The 20,776-nt window shown below is 62.0% G+C and carries 17 protein-coding genes; 9 read left to right on the top strand and 8 right to left on the bottom strand.

Annotated features, from left to right (window positions below; genetic code table 11):
• The first annotated feature begins 59 nt into the window (after positions 1–59).
• From ACN9M3_RS15590 to serB, 7 genes are all read left to right on the top strand, one after another.
• On the top strand, positions 60–2,459 hold the full coding sequence (locus tag ACN9M3_RS15590; protein WP_426323646.1) for a penicillin-binding protein 1A: 2,400 nt from the start codon (positions 60–62) through the stop codon (positions 2,457–2,459).
• Positions 2,460–2,461: 2 nt separating this feature from the next.
• Positions 2,462–3,460 (top strand): ABC transporter substrate-binding protein, encoded by a 999-nt coding sequence (locus ACN9M3_RS15585; protein ID WP_426323644.1) that lies wholly within the window; start codon positions 2,462–2,464, stop codon positions 3,458–3,460.
• Complete coding sequence (locus ACN9M3_RS15580) at positions 3,457–4,227, top strand: PP2C family protein-serine/threonine phosphatase (RefSeq protein ID WP_426323642.1); 771 nt, start codon at positions 3,457–3,459, stop codon at positions 4,225–4,227. The genes ACN9M3_RS15585 and ACN9M3_RS15580 overlap by 4 nt, the downstream gene beginning before the upstream one ends.
• Positions 4,228–4,390: 163 nt before the next feature.
• Positions 4,391–5,308: an esterase/lipase family protein gene (locus ACN9M3_RS15575; RefSeq protein WP_426323640.1), complete on the top strand. Its 918-nt coding sequence runs from the start codon at positions 4,391–4,393 to the stop codon at positions 5,306–5,308.
• Positions 5,305–6,252 (top strand): lipase secretion chaperone, encoded by a 948-nt coding sequence (locus ACN9M3_RS15570; protein WP_426323638.1) that lies wholly within the window; start codon positions 5,305–5,307, stop codon positions 6,250–6,252. Before ACN9M3_RS15575 ends, ACN9M3_RS15570 begins: the two co-directional genes overlap by 4 nt.
• Positions 6,253–6,313: 61 nt before the next feature.
• On the top strand, positions 6,314–9,745 hold the full coding sequence (gene mfd / locus ACN9M3_RS15565; protein WP_426323636.1) for a transcription-repair coupling factor: 3,432 nt from the start codon (positions 6,314–6,316) through the stop codon (positions 9,743–9,745).
• 14 nt (positions 9,746–9,759) lie between these two features.
• A complete protein-coding gene (gene serB / locus ACN9M3_RS15560) occupies positions 9,760–10,605 on the top strand; it encodes a phosphoserine phosphatase SerB (RefSeq protein WP_426323764.1) in 846 nt (281 codons plus the stop codon).
• A gap of 97 nt (positions 10,606–10,702) precedes the next feature.
• Here the strand turns inward: serB and ACN9M3_RS15555 are convergent, their stop codons facing one another.
• From ACN9M3_RS15555 to ACN9M3_RS15545, 3 genes are all read right to left on the bottom strand, one after another.
• Positions 10,703–11,509 carry an APH(3')-I family aminoglycoside O-phosphotransferase gene (locus ACN9M3_RS15555; protein ID WP_426323634.1) on the bottom strand — a complete coding sequence of 269 codons (807 nt, stop codon included), beginning with the start codon at positions 11,507–11,509 and terminating at the stop codon, positions 10,703–10,705.
• Positions 11,510–11,535: 26 nt separating this feature from the next.
• Positions 11,536–11,907, bottom strand: coding sequence for a hypothetical protein (locus tag ACN9M3_RS15550; protein WP_426323632.1), 372 nt, complete (start codon positions 11,905–11,907; stop codon positions 11,536–11,538).
• A gap of 220 nt (positions 11,908–12,127) precedes the next feature.
• On the bottom strand, positions 12,128–13,321 hold the full coding sequence (locus ACN9M3_RS15545) for a CaiB/BaiF CoA transferase family protein (RefSeq protein WP_426323630.1): 1,194 nt from the start codon (positions 13,319–13,321) through the stop codon (positions 12,128–12,130).
• A 68-nt stretch (positions 13,322–13,389) separates the two neighbouring features.
• Between ACN9M3_RS15545 and ACN9M3_RS15540 the strand changes: the two genes are divergently transcribed.
• On the top strand, positions 13,390–13,737 hold the full coding sequence (locus ACN9M3_RS15540) for a GFA family protein (protein ID WP_426323628.1): 348 nt from the start codon (positions 13,390–13,392) through the stop codon (positions 13,735–13,737).
• A 9-nt stretch (positions 13,738–13,746) separates the two neighbouring features.
• Entirely contained in the window at positions 13,747–14,112 is a 366-nt protein-coding gene (locus ACN9M3_RS15535; protein WP_426172028.1) for a DUF4870 family protein, read from the top strand.
• Here the strand turns inward: ACN9M3_RS15535 and ACN9M3_RS15530 are convergent.
• From ACN9M3_RS15530 to phaC, 5 genes are all read right to left on the bottom strand, one after another.
• Entirely contained in the window at positions 14,107–15,480 is a 1,374-nt protein-coding gene (locus ACN9M3_RS15530; RefSeq protein ID WP_426323626.1) for a hypothetical protein, read from the bottom strand. The genes ACN9M3_RS15535 and ACN9M3_RS15530 overlap by 6 nt on opposite strands.
• A gap of 103 nt (positions 15,481–15,583) precedes the next feature.
• The gene (locus ACN9M3_RS15525) at positions 15,584–16,750 is read right to left on the bottom strand and encodes a cystathionine beta-lyase (protein WP_426323624.1); all 1,167 of its coding nucleotides are present in this window, start codon (positions 16,748–16,750) and stop codon (positions 15,584–15,586) included.
• Positions 16,751–16,903: 153 nt separating this feature from the next.
• Complete coding sequence (gene rimO, locus ACN9M3_RS15520; protein ID WP_426323622.1) at positions 16,904–18,295, bottom strand: 30S ribosomal protein S12 methylthiotransferase RimO; 1,392 nt, start codon at positions 18,293–18,295, stop codon at positions 16,904–16,906.
• Positions 18,296–18,370: 75 nt separating this feature from the next.
• Positions 18,371–18,925: a polyhydroxyalkanoate synthesis repressor PhaR gene (phaR, locus tag ACN9M3_RS15515; protein WP_426172021.1), complete on the bottom strand. Its 555-nt coding sequence runs from the start codon at positions 18,923–18,925 to the stop codon at positions 18,371–18,373.
• Positions 18,926–19,022: 97 nt separating this feature from the next.
• Positions 19,023–20,741 carry a class I poly(R)-hydroxyalkanoic acid synthase gene (gene phaC / locus ACN9M3_RS15510; protein ID WP_426323619.1) on the bottom strand — a complete coding sequence of 573 codons (1,719 nt, stop codon included), beginning with the start codon at positions 20,739–20,741 and terminating at the stop codon, positions 19,023–19,025.
• Positions 20,742–20,776 lie beyond the last annotated feature (35 nt).

Raw genomic sequence — 20,776 nt, 5'->3', positions numbered from 1 at the left:
TGAAGTACCAACTATCGAGTAGTCTATAATGCCCCGACTTAGCAATCGAGAGAGCTGATTTGATCAATCGTCCTTCCTGGCTGAACCGCCGTAACGTCATCCGCGCCAGCATCGGCGCAGGCCTCGTCGCCCTGGCCGGCGGCATCGCCCTGGCCTGCTATGCCGCCTTCGTGATCCGCCCCAACCTGCCAACGCTGGAAGCGGTCACAGATTACCGCCCCAAGATCCCGCTGCGCATCTACACGGCAGACAAGGTGCTGATCGGCGAATTCGGCGAGGAACACCGCGACTTCACGCCGATCGACCAGGTGCCGGAGCTGATGAAGAAGGCCGTGCTGGCAATTGAAGACTCGCGCTTCTATGAACACGGCGGCATTGACTGGAAGCGCGTGCTGGGCGCCGCCCGCGCCAACTTGCGCGGCAGCTTCCGCCAGGGCGGCTCGACGATCACCATGCAGGTGGCGCGCGACTTCTATCTCAGCAAGGACAAATTCATCTCCCGCAAGCTGGCCGAGGCCATGCTCGCCTACCGCATCGAGGATGCGCTGGACAAGGACAAGATCCTCGAGCTGTACATGAACAATATCTACCTGGGCCAGCGCTCCTATGGCTTCGCCAGCGCCGCCCAGGCTTACTTCGGCAAATCGCTGAAGGAATTGTCGATCGCCGAAACGGCGATGCTGGCAGGCCTGCCGCAAAACCCTTCGCGCAACAACCCTGCCGTCAATCCGAAGAAAGCGCGCTCGCGCCAGCAGGTGGTGCTGCGTCGCATGTTCGAACTCGAATACATTACCGAAGCCCAGTACGAAAAGGCGAAGAAGGAACAGCTGCACATCAACCACCGCGGCCAGGAGTTCGACGTCCACGCCGAATACGTGGCCGAACTGGCGCGCCAGGCTGTCTTCGCGCAGTTCAAGGAAGAGAGCTACACCAAGGGCATCAACGTCTACACCACCATCCAGTCGCGCGACCAGGAAGCGGCCTACGACTCCGTGCGCCGCAACGTGCTGGCCTACGACCAGCGCCACGGCTACCGCGGCCCGGAAACCTATATTGAATTGCCCGCCGACGAAGAAGAACGCGGCGACGCCATCGACGAGGTGCTGGGCAAGCGCGTGGTCAGCGACGGCCTGGTTCCGGCCGTGGTGCTGGAAGCCAGCCCTACCCTGGTCAAGGCCGAAACGTCGGACGGCGACGTGCTGTCGATCAGCGGCGAGGGCCTGAAACTGGCCGCGTCCGCACTGTCCAGCAAGGCCAAGCCTGCTTCCGCGATCCGTCCCGGCGCGGTGATCCGCGTCATGCAGACCGAAAAGAAAGGCTGGGCCATCACCCAGGTGCCGCAGGTCGCGGCTGCCTTCGTGGCGCTGGATGCCAATACCGGCGCCTACCAGGCCATGGTCGGCGGCTTCGACTACGGCCTGCAAAAGTTCAACCACGTGACGCAGGCCTGGCGCCAGCCCGGTTCCTCGATCAAGCCATTCATCTACTCCGCTGCAGTGTCCAAGGGCTTCGGTCCCGGCACGGTAATCGCCGACGAACCGCTGGAACTGCCGGGCAGCTCGATCGGACAGCCGTGGAAGCCGCAAAACGACGATGGCAAGTTCGACGGCCAGGTCACCATGCGCCGCTCGCTGGCGGCATCGAAGAACGTGCCTTCGGTGCGCATCCTGCGCGCCTCTGGCCTGGACGACACGCACGCCTACCTGGCCCGCTTCGGCTTCGACCTCTCGCGCCATTCGAAGAACTTCACCATGGCGCTCGGCACCGGCGCCGTCACGCCGCTGCAACTGGCGGGCGCCTATGCAGTCTTCGCCAACGGCGGCTACAAGGCTACTCCCTACCTGATCTCCCGCGTGACCGACGCCAAGGGCGTGCTCGTCATGGATATCGAGCCGCCCGCGCCGGCCACTGCCGGCGAGCGCGTGCTTGACGAGCGCAACGTGTTCATCATGGACAGCATGATGCGCGACGTTGCCCGCAGCGGCACCGGCGCAGCGGCCGGCCGCCTGGGCCGCCCCGACCTGGCCGGCAAGACCGGCACCACCAGCGACTCCTTCGACGGCTGGTTCGCCGGCTACGGGGGCGGCGTGGCGGCAGTGGCCTGGATGGGTTATGACGATCCGAAGTCGCTGGGCGGCCGCGAGTTTGGCGCAACCCTGTCGCTGCCGATCTGGATGGACTATATGCGCTCGGCGCTGCCGAAGCATCCAGCGCTCGACCGTCCGGTACCCGAAGGCGTGGTGCAGTTGAACGGCGACTGGCTGCTGGAAGAATATGCCAGCGACCCGACCGTGCTGGCGATCGACATGGGCGACGTTCCGGCGGAAGGCGAGCCACCAGCCCCGGCCGACGGCGCCCCGCAGCAACCGGCCGCGCCGGCTGCACCAACGCAGCCAGCGCCACCGAACCAGCCCGCGCTGCAGCAGGTCCCGCAACAGCAAGCCCCGGCAGGTACTTGAACATGCCGGGCCAAAGGGCTCCATCGTTCCGGCGCCGGCGCCTGCTCGGCGCCGCGGCAGCGCTGGCCTTCGCCCCCGCAGCCTGCGCGCACAGCGCGAGCCCGCATGTCCCGCGCATCTACATGATCCTGTTCCGCGGCGAGACCGACGTTGAAGCCGGCTTTCTCCAATGGTTCAAGGACAAGCGCCTGCAGCCTGAATTCGTGGTGCGCAGCGTTGACATGGACGCCTCTCGCGTGCCGGCCCTGCTCGAAGAAGCCCGCGCCTGGCATGCGGACCTGATCTACACCTGGGGCACGCCGGTAAGCTTGGCGGCGGCGGCCCGGGAATTTGACATTCCCATCGTGTTCACCATGGTCTCCGCACCGATCGCGGCCGGGCTGGTGCAAAACCTCGCCTCGTCCGGGCGCAACCTGACCGGCGTCAGCCACGTGGTGCCGGCGCGCCAGCAAATGGCCGCCATCCGCAGCTACCGCCGTTTCGACCGCATCGCAGCAATCTTCAATCCCAACGAAGTGAACGCACGGGTCGCCATGCGCGAAATGCGCGCCGAAGCAGAGCGGGTGGGCGCCGAATTCACCTCCCATCCGCTTCCGCTGGACGCGCAAGGGCAGCCGCGCGCCGACGTGATTCCGGACCTGCTGGCGGACCTGGCGGAACACAGGGCGCAGTTGCTTTATATTGGCCCCGACAGTTTCATCGCTTCGCAGCGCATCCTGGTCACGGAAGCCGCCCTGGCGCTTGGCCTGCCGGTATTTTCCGCCGCTGAAGTGGCGCTGCGCGACGGCAGCGCCCTGTTTGGCCTGGTCGCCGGATATGCGAACGTGGGACGCCTGACTGCCCATAAAGCGGCCCAGATCCTGTACCATCGCGTCAAGGCTGCCGCGCTTCCGATCGAAACGCCGGGCAGCTACTCTTACCTCGTCAACATGGACGTGGCACGCCAGCTCGGCATGATGCCGCCGGCCCGCGTGCTGCAGTTTGCGGAGCAAATCAAATGATCCCGCTGTCGCCGCCGGTATTGCAGCAGATGACCATGGGCCTGGCCTATGGATTGACAGACGTCGGCACTGTACGCCCCAGCAACCAGGACAACCTGCTCCTGCTGCCGGACTTGCACCTTGTTGCCGTCGCCGACGGCATGGGCGGCCATGTCGGCGGCGACATCGCGAGCACCGAAGCCTTGCTGCTGGTGTGGAAGCACCTGCGCGCCCAGCATGTACCGGGCAGCGATGCCGAGGCGCTGCGCCAGCTGCATGAGGCAGTCCTGTTTGCCAACACCACCCTGTTCCGCAACAATGCGGCCGCTGGCCTGGCAGATGGCTATGGCATGGGGACGACGCTGACAGGCATGTGGCAGCCGCACGCAGACGGTCCAGCCTTCATTTTCCACGTCGGCGACAGCCGCATCTACCGCTACCGCAACGGGCAACTGGTCCAGCTTACGCACGACCAGACCCTGTACCAGCAGGCGCTGGAAGCCGGCATGAAGGGCATCCTGCCGCCGCGCAACCTGCTGCTGCAGGCGATCGGGCCGGGCGAAGAGGTGCGGCCGGACGTGTTCTCGCATAAGCCGGCCCCGGGCGACCTTTACCTGTTGTGCAGTGACGGCTTGTATGGCGCCTCGGAGCAGGAGTCCCTGTCCGCGCTGCTGTCCCAGGCCGGACCGGATAACCTGCCAGAAACCTGTGCCGCCCTGGTCGAAAAAGCCAAGCAGGATGGCAGCCGCGATAACATCACGGCCATCCTGTTGCTTTACCCGGCCTGAAATATTCCCCTTCGCCAACGAAATACCGCTTCCGCGCGCCTTCTACGCAACAAAGTGCTTTGGCACTGAAGGAACCCACCGTGCTAATTCAGCGATGTTGTCGCGCGCCGCGCCGCCGATGCTAGATTGGGCTCTCCAACAACCCATCAGCACAGGAGGCTTTATGAAGAAGTTCGTCCGGCAGCTGCTCTCGGTACTGTTCATCGCGATCACCGCAATCGTCGCAATCCCCGCTTCCGCAACCGGCTACACGCAAACCCGTTACCCCATCGTCCTGGTCCACGGCCTGTTCGGCTTCGACAGCCTGGGCCCGCTCGAATACTTTTACGGCGTTCCCGGCGCGCTGCGCAGCGGAGGGGCGCGGGTCTATGTGACGTCGGTTTCGGCGGCCAACAGCACGGAAGTGCGCGGTGAACAGCTCCTGTTCCAGGTGCGCCAGATCCTGGCGGCTACGGGGGCGGAAAAGGTCAACCTGATTGGCCATAGCCACGGCGGCCCGACCTCGCGCTATGTGGCCTCGGTGCGGCCGGACCTGGTGGCCTCGGTGACCAGCATCGGCGGCGTGAACAAGGGCTCGAAGGTGGCGGACGTGCTGGTGGGCGCGGCCCCGGACCTGGTCTACAGTGTCGGCAACGCGCTGGGCGGCTTCCTCGGCCTGATTTCCGGCAGCCCGCCGCTGCCCCAGGACGCCTACGCGGCGGCCCAGTCGCTCAGCACTGCCGGCACCGCGACTTTCAATGCCCGCCATCCCGCCGGCCTGCCGACGACAAGCTGCGGCGAAGGCGCGCACCAGGCCAACGGCGTGTATTACTTCTCCTGGAGCGGCGCCACGCCTTATACCAACGTCTTCGATCCCGCCGATCCCTTCCTCGCAATCACTTCGATCGCCTTTGGCGGCGCCAAAAACGATGGCCTGGTCGCGAGCTGCTCATCCCACCTCGGCCGCGTGATCCGCGACGACTACTGGATGAACCACCTCGACGAAGTCAACCAGATGGTCGGCATCACCCACCTGTTCGAGACCAGCCCGGTGACGCTGTTCCGCCAGCACGCCAACCGCCTGCAAGGAATGGGCCTGTGAGCGCCCGCGGCCGGGCGGGCTTGATGGCATTCGCGCTGGCCGCAAGCGGCGCGCTCGCACTCTGGGCGACTGGCGGCAGCACGCCGCCAGCGCAATCGCCCGTGGCCGCCGCGCCGCCTATGCCGCAGGGGACCGGTCCGGCGCCGGTCCCCTTCGTTCCCTCCATGGCCGGCACCGAGCCGGACGGCCGGCTGGGCGCCGCCGGCGACGCGCTGAAGGTCGACGCCGAATTGCGCCACCTGTTCGACTACTACCTGTCCGCGCTGGGCGAAGCGGAGCTGCCGGCCATCCGCGCCGGCATCGAGCAAGAGCTGGCGCGGCGCCTGAAGCCCGCTGCGGCGGCCGAAGCCAGGCGCCTGCTTGGCCAATACCTGGCCTACAAACGCGCCCTGGCCGAGGCAGGCCAGGACGTGAACGCGCCCGCTGCCGGCACCGCATTCGCCGCCGCCGCCCGCCAGCGCCTGCTCGCCATGCAGGAGCTGCGCAAGCGCTATTTCAGCCCGGCCGAAGCCGCCGGCCTGTTCGGCGATACCGATGCCCGCGACCAGGATGCCATCGCCCGCCTGGAACTGGTGGACGACAAGTCGCTGACGCCCGCCCAGCGCCGGCAAAAGCTGGCAGAGCTGGACCGCAAGCTGCCGCCCGCCCTGCAGGAAGAGCGGGCCGCCCCGCAGCGCGTGCTGAACCTGGAACAGCAGGTCGAAGCCGCCCGCAATGGCGGCGCCAGCGAAGACGATATCTTCCGGCTGCGCGCAGCAGCATTCGACCCGCAAGCCGCCAACCGGCTGGCCCAACTCGACCGCGAACAGGCCGCCTGGCTGCGCCGGATCGCCGCCTACCGTGCTGCCAGCGCCGGCCTGGGCGAAAACCAGGCTGCAATCCAGCAGCTGCGTGATAATCTTTTTACATCATCGGAACAAAAACGGCTGGGCGCCTACGAATAGGTGCTTGCACTATAATGTGGGGCCAGCATATTAGTGTCTCCTCAGTTAGCGCCACGTTTGCATGCCCTTCGACTTCAAAAAAGCACTTCCCAAGCCCGGCAACCGCTTCGCGTTGCCCAATTTGTTCGGCTCCGGTGACGCCTACGCGCTGGCGCAAACGGCACTCGAATTGAAAGCACGCGGCCAGATGCTGGCCGTGGTCGTGGCCCAGGCCAGCGACGGCCAGCGCCTGCTGGCCGAAATCCCCTGGTTCGCCAATGGCGGCCTGCGCTGCCACCTTCTGCCCGACTGGGAAACCCTGCCTTACGACGCCTTCTCGCCGCACCAGGACCTGGTATCCGAGCGCCTGGCAACCCTGCATGAGATCCAGACCGGCCAGTGCGACGTGGCCATCATTCCTGCCACCACCGCGCTGGTGCGCATGGCGCCGCCCTCTTTCCTGGCCGCCTACACCTTCTTCTTCAAGCAGGGCGAATCGCTGGACGAGGCCAAACTGAAGTCGCAACTGACCCTGGCCGGCTACACCCACGTCAGCCAGGTGATGTCGCCCGGCGAATATTCCGTGCGCGGCGGCCTGATCGACCTGTTCCCGATGGGTTCCGCCCTGCCGTACCGCCTGGACCTGTTCGGCGACACCATCGAAACCATCCGCACTTTCGACGCCGACACCCAGCGCTCGCTGTATCCGGTCAAGGAAGTGCGCCTGCTGCCAGGCCGCGAATTCCCGATGGACGAAGCATCGCGCACCGCTTTCCGCAGCCGCTGGCGCGAGACTTTTGAAGGCGACCCGTCGCGCGCCGTGGTCTACAAGGACATCAGCAGCGGCATCGCCTCCGCCGGTATCGAATACTACCTGCCGCTGTTCTTCGACGAAACCGCGACCTTCTTCGACTACCTGCCGGCAGAAGCCAGCGTGGCAATGGTGGGCGATATCGACGCCGCCATCAAGCGCTTCTGGGCCGACACAGAATCGCGCTACAAATTCCTGAAGGCCGACCGCGAGCGCCCTATCCTGCCGCCGCAGGACATCTTCCTCGGCGACGAACAATTCTTCGTGCTGGCCAAGCCGCATCCGCGCATTGCCATCTCGCGCGACATGTCGCTGCCGTCGTCTGAACTGTCGGCGCCGATCCCGAACATCGCCGTCAACCGCCACCTGGACGACCCGCTGACCAACCTGCGCGCCTACCTGATGCAGTCCGGCCGGCGCATGATGATCTGCGCCGAAACCAACGGCCGCCGCGAAACGCTGCAGCAGTACTTCGCCGAGTTCGACCTGTCGCCAGCCCTGGTCGAAGGCTTCGACGGCTTCCTGGCCAGCGACGCCAGGCTGGTGCTGGGCGTCGCGCCCCTGCACGCCGGCTTCGAACTGGACGACGGCATCGCCTTTATCACTGAAACCGAGCTGTATGCCGGCAGCGGCCGCCGCGCCGGCCGCAAGAAACAGGAAGCGGTCACGCAAGTCGAATCGATGGTGCGCGACCTGTCCGAACTCAAGATCGGCGACCCGGTAGTACACATCAACCACGGCATCGGCCGTTATATGGGCCTGGTCAGCATGGACCTGGGCGAAGGCGAGACCGAATTCCTGCACCTGGAATATGCCAAGGAGAGCAAGCTGTACGTGCCGGTGTCGCAGCTGCACGTGATCTCGCGCTACTCCGGCGCCTCGCCGGACGACGCACCGCTGCACACCCTCGGTTCCGGCCAGTGGGACAAGGCCAAGCGCAAAGCCGCCGAACAGGTACGCGACACTGCCGCCGAATTGCTCAACCTGTACGCCCGCCGCGCCGCGCGCCAGGGCCACTCGTTCGAATACTCCTCGCACGACTACGAACGCTTCGCCGACAGCTTCGGCTTCGACGAAACGCCGGACCAGGCAGCCGCCATCGGCAACGTGATCAAGGATATGACCTCCGGCAAGCCGATGGACCGCCTGGTATGCGGGGACGTCGGCTTCGGCAAGACCGAAGTGGCGCTGCGCGCGGCCTTCATCGCCGTCATGGGCGGAAAGCAGGTTGCCCTGCTGGCGCCAACCACGCTGCTGGCCGAGCAGCACGCCCAGACCTTCGCCGACCGCTTTGCCGACTGGCCGGTGCGCATCGCCGAAATGTCGCGCTTCCGCACCGGCAAGGAAATCGCCAACGCCATCAAGGGCATGCAGGACGGCACGCTGGACATCGTGATCGGCACCCACAAGCTGCTGTCGGACGACGTCAAGTTCGACCGCCTCGGCCTGGTCATCATCGACGAAGAACACCGCTTTGGCGTGCGCCAGAAGGAAGCGCTGAAATCGCTGCGCGCCGAAGTCGACGTGCTGACCCTGACCGCCACGCCGATCCCGCGCACGCTCGGTATGGCGCTGGAAGGCTTGCGCGACTTCTCCGTGATCGCCACCGCGCCGCAAAAGCGACTGGCCATCAAGACTTTTGTGCGCAGCGAGAACGACTCCATCATCCGCGAAGCCGTGCTGCGAGAATTGAAGCGCGGCGGCCAGGTCTACTTCCTGCACAACGAAGTCGAAACCATCCAGAACCGCCTGGCCAAGCTGACGGAAATGCTGCCCGAAGCGCGCATCGCCGTCGCCCACGGCCAGATGCACGAACGCGACCTGGAAAAAGTGATGCGCGACTTCGTGGCGCAGCGCTACAACATCCTGCTCTGTACCACGATTATCGAAACCGGTATCGACGTGCCGACCGCGAACACCATCATCATGCACCGCGCCGACAAGTTCGGCCTGGCACAGCTGCACCAGCTGCGCGGCCGCGTGGGCCGTTCGCACCACCAGGCATACGCCTACCTGCTGGTGACCGACGTGCAAGGCCTGACCAAGCAGGCGCAGCGCCGCCTCGACGCCATCCAGCAGATGGAAGAACTGGGCTCCGGCTTCTACCTCGCGATGCACGACCTGGAAATCCGCGGCGCAGGCGAAGTGCTGGGCGAAAACCAGTCCGGCGAAATGCTGGAAGTCGGCTTCCAGCTCTACACCGACATGCTGAACGAAGCAGTGCGCGCACTGAAGGCCGGCAAAGAGCCCGACCTGGCCGCACCGCTTGCCACAACCACCGAAATCAACCTGCACACGCCAGCCCTGCTACCAGCGGACTTCTGCGGCGACGTGCACGAACGCCTGTCGATCTACAAACGCCTGGCCAATTGCGAAACCCAGAACGCAATCGACGACCTGCAAGAGGAGCTGATCGACCGCTTCGGCAAACTGCCCGATTCCGCCAAGGCCCTGGTGGAAACCCACCGCCTGCGCATCGCCGCCAAGACCGTCGGCATCGTCAAGATCGATGCCCACACCGAAGCGGTCAACCTGCAGTTCATGCCCAAGCCGCCGATCGACCCGATGCGCATCATCCACCTGATCCAGAACCAGCGCCACATCAAGCTGAACGGACAGGACAAGCTCAAGATCACAGCGAACATGCCTGACCTGGCGGCCCGCGTGAACCAGATCAAGACCGCCATCAAACAATTGACATGAACAACGACATGACCATGAACCTTGTGCTGCAGGGCGTCGGCGACTGCGCCGCCCGCCTGCAGCGCATTGCCGCCCTGACTGCGCCGAAAAACGTGGTAACCGTTTCCGACAACGCCCTGCGCTGCGAAGGAATCAGCTTCACGCCAGCGCTGCGCCAAACCATCGAGATCGCAGCCCAGGCAGCCCAGCTCGACGCCACCTACATGATGGGCGTGCGCCGCCTGGACGAATTCAAGCTGGTGGCGATGGATATGGACTCGACCCTGATCACCATCGAATGCATCGACGAAATCGCCGACATGCAGGGCCTGAAGCCGCAAGTCGCCGAAATCACCGAAGCCGCCATGCGCGGCGAACTCGATTTCTCCGAAAGCCTGCGCCGCCGCGTAGCGCTGCTGGAAGGCCTTGACGCCTCCGCCCTGGAGCGCGTCTACAACGAACGCCTGCGCCTGTCGATGGGCGCCGAAGAGATGCTGAAAGCCGTGCAAGCCGCCGGCCTGAAAACCCTGCTGGTATCAGGCGGCTTCACCTTCTTCACCGAACGCCTGAAAACCCGCCTCGGCCTGGACTTCACCCGCGCCAACGAACTGGAAATCGTCGACGGCAAGCTGACCGGCAAAGTGATCGGCGAGATCGTCGACGCCACAGTCAAGCGCAGCACCGTCGAACACGTCTGCGCTGCCATCGGCATCCTCCCCGAGCAAGCCATCGTCATGGGCGACGGCGCCAACGACCTGAAGATGATGGGCATTTCCGGCCTGTCCGTCGCCTTCCGCGCCAAGCCCGTGGTCCGCGAACAAGCCAACGTCGCCCTCAACTTCGTCGGCCTGGACGGCATCCTCAACCTGCTAGCGCATTAAAAGTCGGGGTCAGGTCTGGCAATCCGCCATCCTTTTCGCATTACGGAAAAGATGTCCGATTGCCAGACCTGACCCCGGCTTTCGATCTGCGTCCGACTCAAAATAGCTCATCCAGCATCAAATGAAATTGCAGTTTTGATGGATCAGGATCGTGCACGCCATATTGCGCCAGAAATCGTCTCTGGAGCGGCGTGCCGAACTCTCCAAGACAATTCCAGGCGATGGCAAGATCCTGGTAGCGATCAGCGATGCCGGCCCGGCCGGCGTCAATGCAGCCAACGACTTTCCCGTCCTGCAGGAGAATGTTATCCAGTGAGAAGTCACCGTGGGTGACGACTGGATCAGGCGCGAGCGGCAGCAGACTTTGCATGGCACCCCAAACCTGTTCAGCAGTCCAGCCTTCGCGATCCTCATCGAAATCGTCTTCGTCCACCAGGTTTGCATCGATGCGTGCTCGCGCACGGAGCAGTCGATATTCGTGATTGCTTGTGAACGGGCAGTCACCGATCGGGATTGCGTGTAGCCGCCGCAGAAACTTCGCAATGGCGTCGACGATCGCGATGCGGTGATCCGGACACGACGCCATGACCTGGTAGGCGCTTTCTCCGGGCACCTCAGACATCAGTAGCCATGCCTCATTGGAAGTGCGAACGAAATGCACGACTTTCGGCACGGGCACATGTCCGCCCAGCCAGCGTAGTCTCGCCATTTCGTCACTTATATCGTCTGCGAGTACACCTTCGCCATACTTCAAAAACATGTCAGGAGTCCCCTCCTTACCGCAAAGGCGGTAGACCGCCCCCCCAGATTGACCAACAGTATTAGGCACCCACTCGTACCCCTCCAATTCGGCAGGGATGTTTGGAGGAAGTCGAAGCGGATGACAAGCCTCGTTGGAATTCATTGCGATCAATCGTCTCCCCTTCTCGCCTAGTCGATCTCAAAAGCTTCTTCATTGCCGTAGTCATTCAGGGCCATGGACTCGACGATATAAGCCAATCGCTGCATCGGATCGTCGGCTTCCTGGTACCAATGGACGATGACGTAGCGCCGCACCGCACGCTGGAAATCCTCGTCCCAAACCAGCTTGGCCGACCACCGTTCGTTGGGTGCCCAGCGTCCAGTGTCTTTAGGAAGCACAGCGATTTCCTGTTCGAGCAACTCCAGGCCATACACAAATTGGCCCCGCCCTTCCATGACCTTCTTTTCCTGAAGCAGTCGGAACCGACGTGCCAGGTACGGCGTACCTTCCAGCATCCCGGCATATGCGTCGTAGCCACGAATGAAGTCGATTTTGGCCACGACTCCGACCGAATCCTTAAGCTTTCTCATAAAACTGCTTACGAAGTAATCTTAGTGTCAGGGTTGGCACTTCGTCGAAACACCAGGTCGCCGGGTGCAAAGCTATAAAGCGGGCTCGCCGGAAGTTTCGACTCAATGTAGCCGCAACGGCGCAGCAGCGACTGGCCAGGCCACGAAGGCGTGCGAAATAATGTAAACATAACGGTGATCCGGTCGTCAGTTACGCTACGATGCCACGTTGACGTAGCGAGGCAATTTCCGCAGTCGTCATGCCCAACACAGACAGCACGCTGTCGGTGTGCTCACCCAGCGTCGGTCCCTGCCAGCGCACTTCGCCAGGCGTCTCAGAGAGCTTGGGCACGATGCCCGGCATCTTCACATGCACGCCATCCGGCAACTCGGTATCCAGCAGCATATCGCGCGCCTGGTAATGCGGGTCGGCGACGATATCCTTTACCGAATAGATGCGGCCCGCAGGCACTTCGGCGCGCTCCAGTATTGCCAGTACTTCGTCGATCGTATGCGCCGAAGTCCAGCCGGCGATCGCAGCATCGATCAGCTTTTCCTGCGCCGCGCGGCCGTCGTTTTGCGCGAATTGGGGGTCTTCCGCCATGTCGGCGCGGCCGATTGCGTGCATCAGGCGCTTGTAGATCGGGTTGCTGTTACCGGCAATGACCACGTACGAACCGTCGCGCGTCGGGTAAGTATTGGAAGGTGCGATACCGGGCAACGCACCGCCGCTGCGCTCGCGCACATGGCCAAGCAGATCGTACTCGGGCACCAGGGATTCCATCAGGTTGAACACGCTCTCGACCAGCGACACATCAACCACCTGGCCATCGCCATTTCCCATTTTCACCCGCAGCACAGACATCAGCGCCCCCATCACGGCATGCAAGGAGGCCAGCGAGTCGCCAAGGCTTACGCCCACGCGTGCCGGCACGCCGCCCGCCTCGCCCGTGGTATAGCGAATCCCGCCCATCGCCTCACCAATGGCACCGAAGCCCGGCCGGTCCTTGTACGGGCCGGTCTGGCCGTAGCCGGAAATGCGCACCATGGTCAGCTTGGGATTCAGCGCATGCAGCACATCCCAGCCAAGGCCAAGCTTCTCGAGCGCGCCTGGCTTCATGTTCTCGATGAGCACATCGGCATCCGCGCACAATTGCTTGACCAGCGCGATGCCCTCCGGCGCCTTCAGGTTGATGGAGATGGACTTCTTGTTACGCGACTGCAGATACCACCACAGCGAGGTTCCTTTATGCAGCTTGCGCCATTTGCGGATCGGATCGCCCTCGCCCGGCGCCTCGATCTTGATCACTTCCGCCCCGAATTCCGCCATCAGCCGCGCCGCAAACGGCGCCGCAATCAGCGTTCCAATCTCGATAACTTTAATTCCCTGCAACGGACCCGCCATTTTGCCCACTCCTCTTGCAATTACATTATCATTAGCGCCAAGCTAATTATTCTAACCGGAGGAGAAAAATGCTGTACAAGGGAAGCTGCCATTGCGGCAATGTGAAATTTGAAGCAGAAGGCGATATCGAAGGGCTGGTAGCCTGCAACTGCTCCATCTGCCAGCGCAAAGGCGCATTGATGTGGTTCATTCCGCGCACCAGCCTGAAACTGCTGACGCCCGAAGAAGACCAGGCAAGCTACGTCTTCAACAAGCACGTGATCAAGCATCGCTTCTGCCCTAAGTGCGGCATCCACACCTACGGCGAGGGCACTGCTCCAAATGGCAGCGAAATGGCTGCCGTCAACGCTCGCGTACTGGAGGACATCGAACTGGACGCCTACCCTGTCCAGCATTACGACGGTCGCAAACTGTGAGGAGCCGATATGGCACAAGAACTCGTTTTCGATGACCAGACCCGTTCCGCCAAGGATTGGGCTTTCTGGCTTTACCTCGGCCACGGCCTGAGCGTGTTCTTCACGCTCGGGGCCGCGTCCTTTATTCCACTGATCTTGAACTACATCAAACGCGATGACAGCGCCGGCACCTTCGTCCACAGCCACCATGGCTGGATGATCCGCTCGTTCTGGTGGTACCTGGTGTGGATCGCCGTCGGCTGGCTCCTTTTCATCACCATTTTCGGCATTCCACTGGCCTGGCTGGTCTGGGTCGGAGCCTGGCTGTGGAAGATCTACCGCCTGATTCGCGGCATCACCGCCCTGAATAACAACGTCCCTGTCGGCAATTCATAAAGTGCGCAGGAAGGCCACCAGGTCGGCCTTCTCTGCCGCTGTCATTTTCGTCTCGAGGATCAGGTTGAAGAATTCCACCGTATCCTCGAGCGTCAACAACCGCCCGTCGTGCAGATAGGGTGGCGATTCCTTGATGCCCCTGAGCGGGAAAGTCTTGATCGGGCCGTCGCCCACCATCATCGCGCCCTTCACTTCGTGCGGTTTGAAGAAGCGCTCCGTGTGCAGGTTGTGCATCATGTTGTCGCTGTAATGCGGCGGCATATGGCAGGTGGCGCATTGGGCCTTGCCGAAGAAGAGCGCCTGGCCCCGCAGTTCCTGTTCATTGGCCTTGCGCGGATCGAGCTTGCCGGTCACGCCCAGCTTGGGCGCAGGTGGGAAATCCAGCAGTTCCTGGAACTCGGCCATGAAATGCACCTGGCTTCCGCGCTCAAGGACATTCACGCCCTTCTTGGTTGCGATCACGGGGTCGCCGTCGAAATACGCGGCCCGCTGCTCGAATTCCGTAAAGTCCTCCACCGATTTCAATGCGCGCTGTGAACCGAACAGCCGTTGCAGGTTCACGCCTCGCAGCGATGGCGTATCGATCCGGTGCCGGAATGCCTGCGGCCGCGCGTCGCCGGCCAGGTGGGTTGAGGCGTTGGTGTGTCCGTTCGCGTGACAGTCGAAGCAGGTTACGCCGCGGCTCGGACGTTCGGAGCGACGGTCTTCGGTCTGGTTGAACTGCTGCTGCGGGAACGGCGTCAGCAACAGGCGCAGGCCTTCAAGCTGCTTTGGATTCAGTATCCCGTTGAACATCTGGTGGAAATTGTCGATGGTCAGCAGCTTGCCCTTCGATACGTCGCCCAGGTCGGGACGCGTGGTCAGGAAGATCGGCGCCGGGAATTCCGGCAGCAGGTGGTCAGGGAAATCGAATGCCAGGTCGAAGCGATTCAGGTCGCGCTGCTCCTGTTTCTTGATTTCGTCGATGTGGAACTGCGGGAACAGCATGCCGCCTTCCGGATGATTCGGGTGCGGCAGCGGCAGGAAGCCATGCGGGTACAGGCCTTTCTCGCGGATTTCATCCGGGCTCATTGCGCCCAGCTTGTCCCAGGTGGCCCCGCGCGGCAGTTTGACCCGTATCCCCTCTTGCACCGGCTTACCGCGAAACATGGTGACGCCATTCGCCGGCTTGTTCGACAAGTCATACCGGCTCTCAAGAAAAGCCGCCTGTTCGCGCATCAGGCCTGCCCGCGCAGCCTTCATCCGTTCAAATGTAGTCTGGAAATCTTCCTTCGCCACCACGGGCATATAGCTGGATGGCGGCGCCGCAGAAATCAAACACGTAGCGCCACACAGCACGGCGCCTGCTGCAATCTTCAGAATTTGCATGACGGTCTCCCCTGCTTGATGTCCGACCAATGTAAGCAAGTAGAGATGATCGATCAATACGCGCACGCCATAGTATTGATCAATCGCATAGATAGCTAACTAGCTACATGGTTGCCAGCGCGCGCTCGATGTCGGCGATCAGGTCTTCGGGATCTTCGAGGCCGATGTTGAAACGCACCAGGGTGCCCTTCTCTTTCCAGTTCTTGCGCATGGCCTGGATGCGATAGGGGATGCACAGGCTGTGCGCGCCGCCCCAGCTGTAACCAATGCCGAACAGTTTGAGCGAGTCGACGAAACGGTCGGTTTGCTCTTCAGTGAATTTCTCGTCGAACAGCACGGAGAACAGGCCACCCGCGCCAGTGAAATCGCGCTTCCAGTTTTCGTGGCCGGGGCAATCTTCGAAGGCGGGGTGCAGCACTTTGCGGATTTCCGGACGGGCCTTCAGCCAGCTTGCAACCTTGCGCGCGGAGGCGTCGTGGGTCTCGAAGCGGATCTTCAACGTCGGCAGGTTGCGCAACACGAGGTAGGTATCGTCGGCGCTGACGCCCATGCCCAGGCGCATGTGGGCCATGCTGAGGCGCTCGTGCAACAGCGGATCGCGCGTGACCAGGGCACCCATCAACACGTCGGAGCCGCCCGACTGGTATTTGGTCAGCGCCTGCATCACGATGTCGACGCCGAGGTCGAAACCGCGCAGGGCCAGGCCGGCGGACCAGGTATTGTCGAGTGCGACCAGCACGCCCTTCTGCTTGGCCGCGTCGCAGATCGCGCGCAGGTCAGGCACTTCCATCGATACAGAGCCGGGGGCTTCGGTCCAGATCAGGCGTGTGTTGGGCTGAATCAGCTCTGCGATGCCGGCGCCGATCATGGGGTCGTACAAGCGCGCGGTGATGCCGAAATCGGCGGTCAGCCATTTGCCGAGATCGCGGTTGGGACTGTAGACGTTATCGGGCAGCAGCACATCGTCGCCGGATTTCAGCAGTGCGAAGTCGCACATGGCGATGGCGGCGAGGCCGCTGGGGGCCAGCAGGCAGTGCTGGCCGCCTTCGATTTCAGCCAGGCGCGCTTCGAGGGTGAAGGTGGTGGGCGTGCCGTGCAGGCCGTAGGTATAGGCGTTCTTTTCTTTCCAGTCGCCGGAACGCATGGCGGCGACGTTCTTGAACAGGACCGTGGACGCGTGGTGGATCGCGCTGGGGAAGGCGGCGAAGCCTTCGGGCGGCACGTAGTCCGTGTGGATGATCTGGGTTTGGAGGTGCTTTTTGGAGGTCATGGCACCTATTCTAGCCAAAACCGGTAAACCAGTGTCAGACCCAAGGGTCTGACACTCTCGGCTCAGCCGGTATCAGTTTGCTTGTGCGCTTTTGACCCGCGGCCGCTGAACAGACTGGGTCTGACCCTTGGGTCGGACCCTGGTTTACCGGTTTTACTGCGCTTCACCCCACAAGTCGTGAGCATCGGCAGTGGTGATCTCAACATCGTAGAACTGGCCAACCGCCAGCTTCTTCTTCGGATCAAACGGACGCTTGACGTGCACCACGCCATCAATCTCCGGCGCATCCGCAGCCGAACGGCCAATCGCACCGCTAGGCGTCAGCTCATCGATCAGCACCTTCACGGTCTTGCCAACCTTGGCCTTCAGCCGGTTGCGCGAAATCTCTTCCTGCAGCAGCATCACGCGGCCGCGGCGCTCTTCGCGCACTTCATCCGGCACCGGATTCGCCAGCTCATTCGCAGTAGCACCTTCCACCGGCGAGTATGCGAAGCAACCCAGGCGGTCGATCTGCGCTTCCTTCAGGAAGTCCAGCAGGTACTCGAATTCAGCCTCGGTCTCGCCAGGGAAACCGGCGATAAAGGTCGAACGAATCACCAGCTCAGGATTCATCTCGCGCCATTTCAGGATGCGCTCCAGGTTCTTCTCGCCGGAAGCCGGACGCTTCATGCGCTTCAGCACATCCGGATGCGCGTGCTGCAGCGGAACGTCCAGGTAAGGCAGGACATGGCCGTCGCCCATCATCGGAATGATTTCATCCACGTGCGGGTAAGGATAAACATAGTGCAGGCGCACCCACGCGCCGTACTGCCTGGCCAGCTCGCCCAGAGCTTGGGTCAGCTGGGTCATATGGGTCTTCACCGGACGGCCATTCCAGAAACCGGAGCGGAACTTCACGTCCACGCCGTAAGCGGAAGTATCCTGCGAGATCACCAGCAGTTCCTTCACGCCGGCCTTGAACAGGTTCTCCGCTTCCAGCATCAGTTCAGCGATCGGGCGCGACACCAGGTCGCCGCGCATCGAAGGGATGATGCAGAACGAGCAGCGGTGGTTGCAGCCTTCGGAAATCTTCAGGTAAGCGTAATGCTTGGGGGTCAGCTTGATGCCCTGCGGCGGCAGCAGGTCGATGAACGGCTCGTGCGGCTTAGGCAAGTGGGTATGCACCTGTGCCATCACCTCGCCCACGGCATGCGGGCCGGTCACGGCCAGCACCTTCGGGTGCACCTTCTGGATGATGTCGTCGCCGTCCTTGTCCTTCTTGGCGCCCAGGCAGCCGGTCACGATCACCTTGCCGTTTTCAGCCAGCGCTTCGCCGATGGCATCCAGCGATTCCTGCACGGCGGCGTCGATGAAGCCGCAGGTGTTCACGATCACGAGGTCGGCGCCGTCGTAGGACTTGGCGGTTTCATAGCCTTCGGCGCGAAGCTGGGTCAGGATCTGTTCGGAGTCGACCAGCGCCTTAGGGCAGCCGAGGGAAACAAAACCTACTTTTGGAGCTGGTGCGCCGTCGGCGGGAGTGATGCGGGTGATTTGCTTGGATTGCATGGCAGAGTGCTGATGATGATTCAGGGCAATCCACCATTATAGCAAAAGAGGGGCTGGACGCCCCTCTTTTTGGCCTTACTTTTTATCTGTTGGCGGTGCAGCAAACGGGAAAGTGCCGAAGATATTCTTGCTCTGGTTTTGCATTTGCTCCTGCATTTGCACAAACAGGCTCTTCGACTGGTCGATGTAGTTATTCATCATGCCCTGCATGATAGGCGCTTGCACATTCATAAACTGGGTCCACATTTCGGGGCTGAAAGTCTTGCCATCGAAAGTTGCAGCGCCTTGCGTGAATTTGCGCTGGATATCGGTAAATGCCTGGATATTCTTTTCCAGGTAAGAACCCATCATGCCTTGCATTGCATGGCCGTAGAAACGGATGATTTGTGCAAGTACATCCGTAGAGAACATCGGAACGCCGCTCGCCTCTTCTTCCAGGATGATCTGGAGCAGGATGCTGCGGGTCAGGTCTTCATTGGTCTTGGCGTCGACGACCGTGAATTCCTCGGCATCCAGCACGAGCTGTTTAACGTCCGTCAGCGTAATGTAGGAACTGGTCTGGGTATCGTAAAGACGGCGATTTGGGTATTTCTTAATCAAACGTTCAGTACTTTTCTTTGCACTACTCATCGCTGTGTCCCGTTGATAATATTTGCTAGCCCATTATAGGGCGAAAAAAAAGCTTTTGGCACGACAATATTGCATTGCAACTTAACGTTACCAAAAATCAATCAGCCTTAGCTTTTACATATCGCCCAGGTGCCGCCTCAATTGGTTCGTATCTGGTATTACCCAGCTTGGTGCGCGCCTTGACGCCCTTGCCGCCGTGCGCCGCCAGGAATTCCGACCACTCGCCCCACCAGCTTCCCGGATGCTCGGCCGCGCCGCTGAACCACTCTTCATGCGAGGCCGGGCGGGCGTCATTGGTCCAGTAGCTGCGCTTTTTCTTGGCGGCCGGATTGATTACGCCGGCGATATGGCCGGAGGCGCCCAAGATGAACTTGTTCAGCTCGGGATTCTTGTTGTTCAGGATCCTGGTCGACAGGTAGGCCGAGTTCCATGGCACGATGTGGTCTTCGCGCGAAGCGTAGATGAAAGCTGGCGCCTGGATTTTCGACAAGTCGACTTTTTCGCCCGCCACGGTCAGCTTGCCCGGCACTTTCAGGCTGTTTTCCAGGTAGGTGTTGCGCAGGTACCAGCAGAACATCGGGCCTGGCAGGTTGGTCGAGTCGGAATTCCAGTACAGCAGGTCAAACGGCGGCGGCTCATTGCCCTTCAGGTAGTTGGACTGCACGTAATTCCACACCAGGTCGTTCGGGCGCAGGCTGGAGAAGGTACTGGCCAGGTCGCGGCCCGGCATCAGGCCGCCCGACTTCAGGGTCTGCTCACGCAATTGCACCTGCGGTTCGTCGACGAAGACGTTCAGCACGCCGGTGTCGCTGAAATCGAGGAAGGTGGTCAGCAGCGTGATGCCGGCCGCCGGCTGTTCGCCGCGCGCCGCCAGCACCGCCAGTGCTGTCGACAGCAAGGTCCCGCCGACGCAGAAGCCGAGCACATTGAGCTTGTCCTGCTTCGTGATGTCGCGGGCGATGTTGATCGCGTTGATCACGCCTTTCTCGATATAGTCATCCCAGGTGGTGCCGGCCAGCGACTGGTCGGGATTGCGCCAGGAGACCAGGAACACGGTATTGCCCTGCTCCACCGCATAACGCACCAGGGAATTCTCCGGTTGCAGGTCGAGGATGTAGTATTTGTTGATGCAAGGCGGCACCATCAGCAAGGGCCGCTCATGCACGGTCTTGGTCAGCGGCGTGTACTGGATCAGCTGGAACAGCTCGTTTTCGAACACTACCTGGCCTTCGGTCGTGGCCAAGTTGCGGCCTACTTCGAACGCTTTCTCGTCGGACAGGGAAATATGGCCCTTCTGGATATCGCCCAGCAGGTTGGCCAAGCCCTTGGTCAGGCTTTCGCCCTTGGTCTCGATCAGCTTCTGGTGCGCTTCCGGGTTCGTCGCCAGGAAGTTGGCCGGCGACATGGCATCGACCACCTGCTGGACGGCGAAGCGGATTTTCTGTTTCTGGTGAGGGCTCGCGTCAACGGCTTCCGCCATTTGCATGAGGAATTTGCTATTTAGCAGGTATGATGCCGCATTGAACGCGGACACCGGATTGCCCTGCCAGGCTTCGGACGAAAAGCGGCGGTCCTTCAGGGAAGGCGCCTTACCGGCCAGGAATTCCTGCCACAGCGCGCCGAACTCGCCCATATACTCGTTACGCAGCTGCTCCATCGCCTCCGGGCGGACGGTTGCACCTGCATCGCGCAGCAGGGCGGCGCCTGGGACAGCATCCATCTCCGGCATCATCTTGAACCAGGATTGCCATTGCTGAGGATCGCTGATTTGCGTCATCCATGCGTTTGCGAAGGCTTGCGGGTCGGGCATGTTCATTTTTTGAGTCCGTTAAAAATACAATTTTGGAAAAA

Origin of the sequence: Pseudoduganella sp. R-43 (genome assembly GCF_049913255.1) — a bacterium.
In the GTDB taxonomy this organism is placed as follows: Bacteria; Pseudomonadota; Gammaproteobacteria; order Burkholderiales; family Burkholderiaceae_D; genus Rugamonas.
This window is presented reverse-complemented; position numbering and strand designations above follow the sequence as displayed.

Coding starts and splice junctions, on each gene's coding strand:
- rimO (WP_426323622.1), bottom strand. CDS start 18,295: ATGCAATCCAAGCAAATCACCCGCATCACTCCCGCCGACGGCGCACCA.
- phaR (WP_426172021.1), bottom strand. CDS start 18,925: ATGAGTAGTGCAAAGAAAAGTACTGAACGTTTGATTAAGAAATACCCA.
- ACN9M3_RS15575 (WP_426323640.1), top strand. CDS start 4,391: ATGAAGAAGTTCGTCCGGCAGCTGCTCTCGGTACTGTTCATCGCGATC.
- ACN9M3_RS15530 (WP_426323626.1), bottom strand. CDS start 15,480: ATGCAAATTCTGAAGATTGCAGCAGGCGCCGTGCTGTGTGGCGCTACG.
- ACN9M3_RS15535 (WP_426172028.1), top strand. CDS start 13,747: ATGGCACAAGAACTCGTTTTCGATGACCAGACCCGTTCCGCCAAGGAT.
- phaC (WP_426323619.1), bottom strand. CDS start 20,741: ATGAACATGCCCGACCCGCAAGCCTTCGCAAACGCATGGATGACGCAA.
- ACN9M3_RS15540 (WP_426323628.1), top strand. CDS start 13,390: ATGCTGTACAAGGGAAGCTGCCATTGCGGCAATGTGAAATTTGAAGCA.
- ACN9M3_RS15525 (WP_426323624.1), bottom strand. CDS start 16,750: ATGACCTCCAAAAAGCACCTCCAAACCCAGATCATCCACACGGACTAC.
- serB (WP_426323764.1), top strand. CDS start 9,760: ATGAACCTTGTGCTGCAGGGCGTCGGCGACTGCGCCGCCCGCCTGCAG.
- ACN9M3_RS15555 (WP_426323634.1), bottom strand. CDS start 11,509: ATGAATTCCAACGAGGCTTGTCATCCGCTTCGACTTCCTCCAAACATC.
- ACN9M3_RS15580 (WP_426323642.1), top strand. CDS start 3,457: ATGATCCCGCTGTCGCCGCCGGTATTGCAGCAGATGACCATGGGCCTG.
- mfd (WP_426323636.1), top strand. CDS start 6,314: ATGCCCTTCGACTTCAAAAAAGCACTTCCCAAGCCCGGCAACCGCTTC.
- ACN9M3_RS15585 (WP_426323644.1), top strand. CDS start 2,462: ATGCCGGGCCAAAGGGCTCCATCGTTCCGGCGCCGGCGCCTGCTCGGC.
- ACN9M3_RS15545 (WP_426323630.1), bottom strand. CDS start 13,321: ATGGCGGGTCCGTTGCAGGGAATTAAAGTTATCGAGATTGGAACGCTG.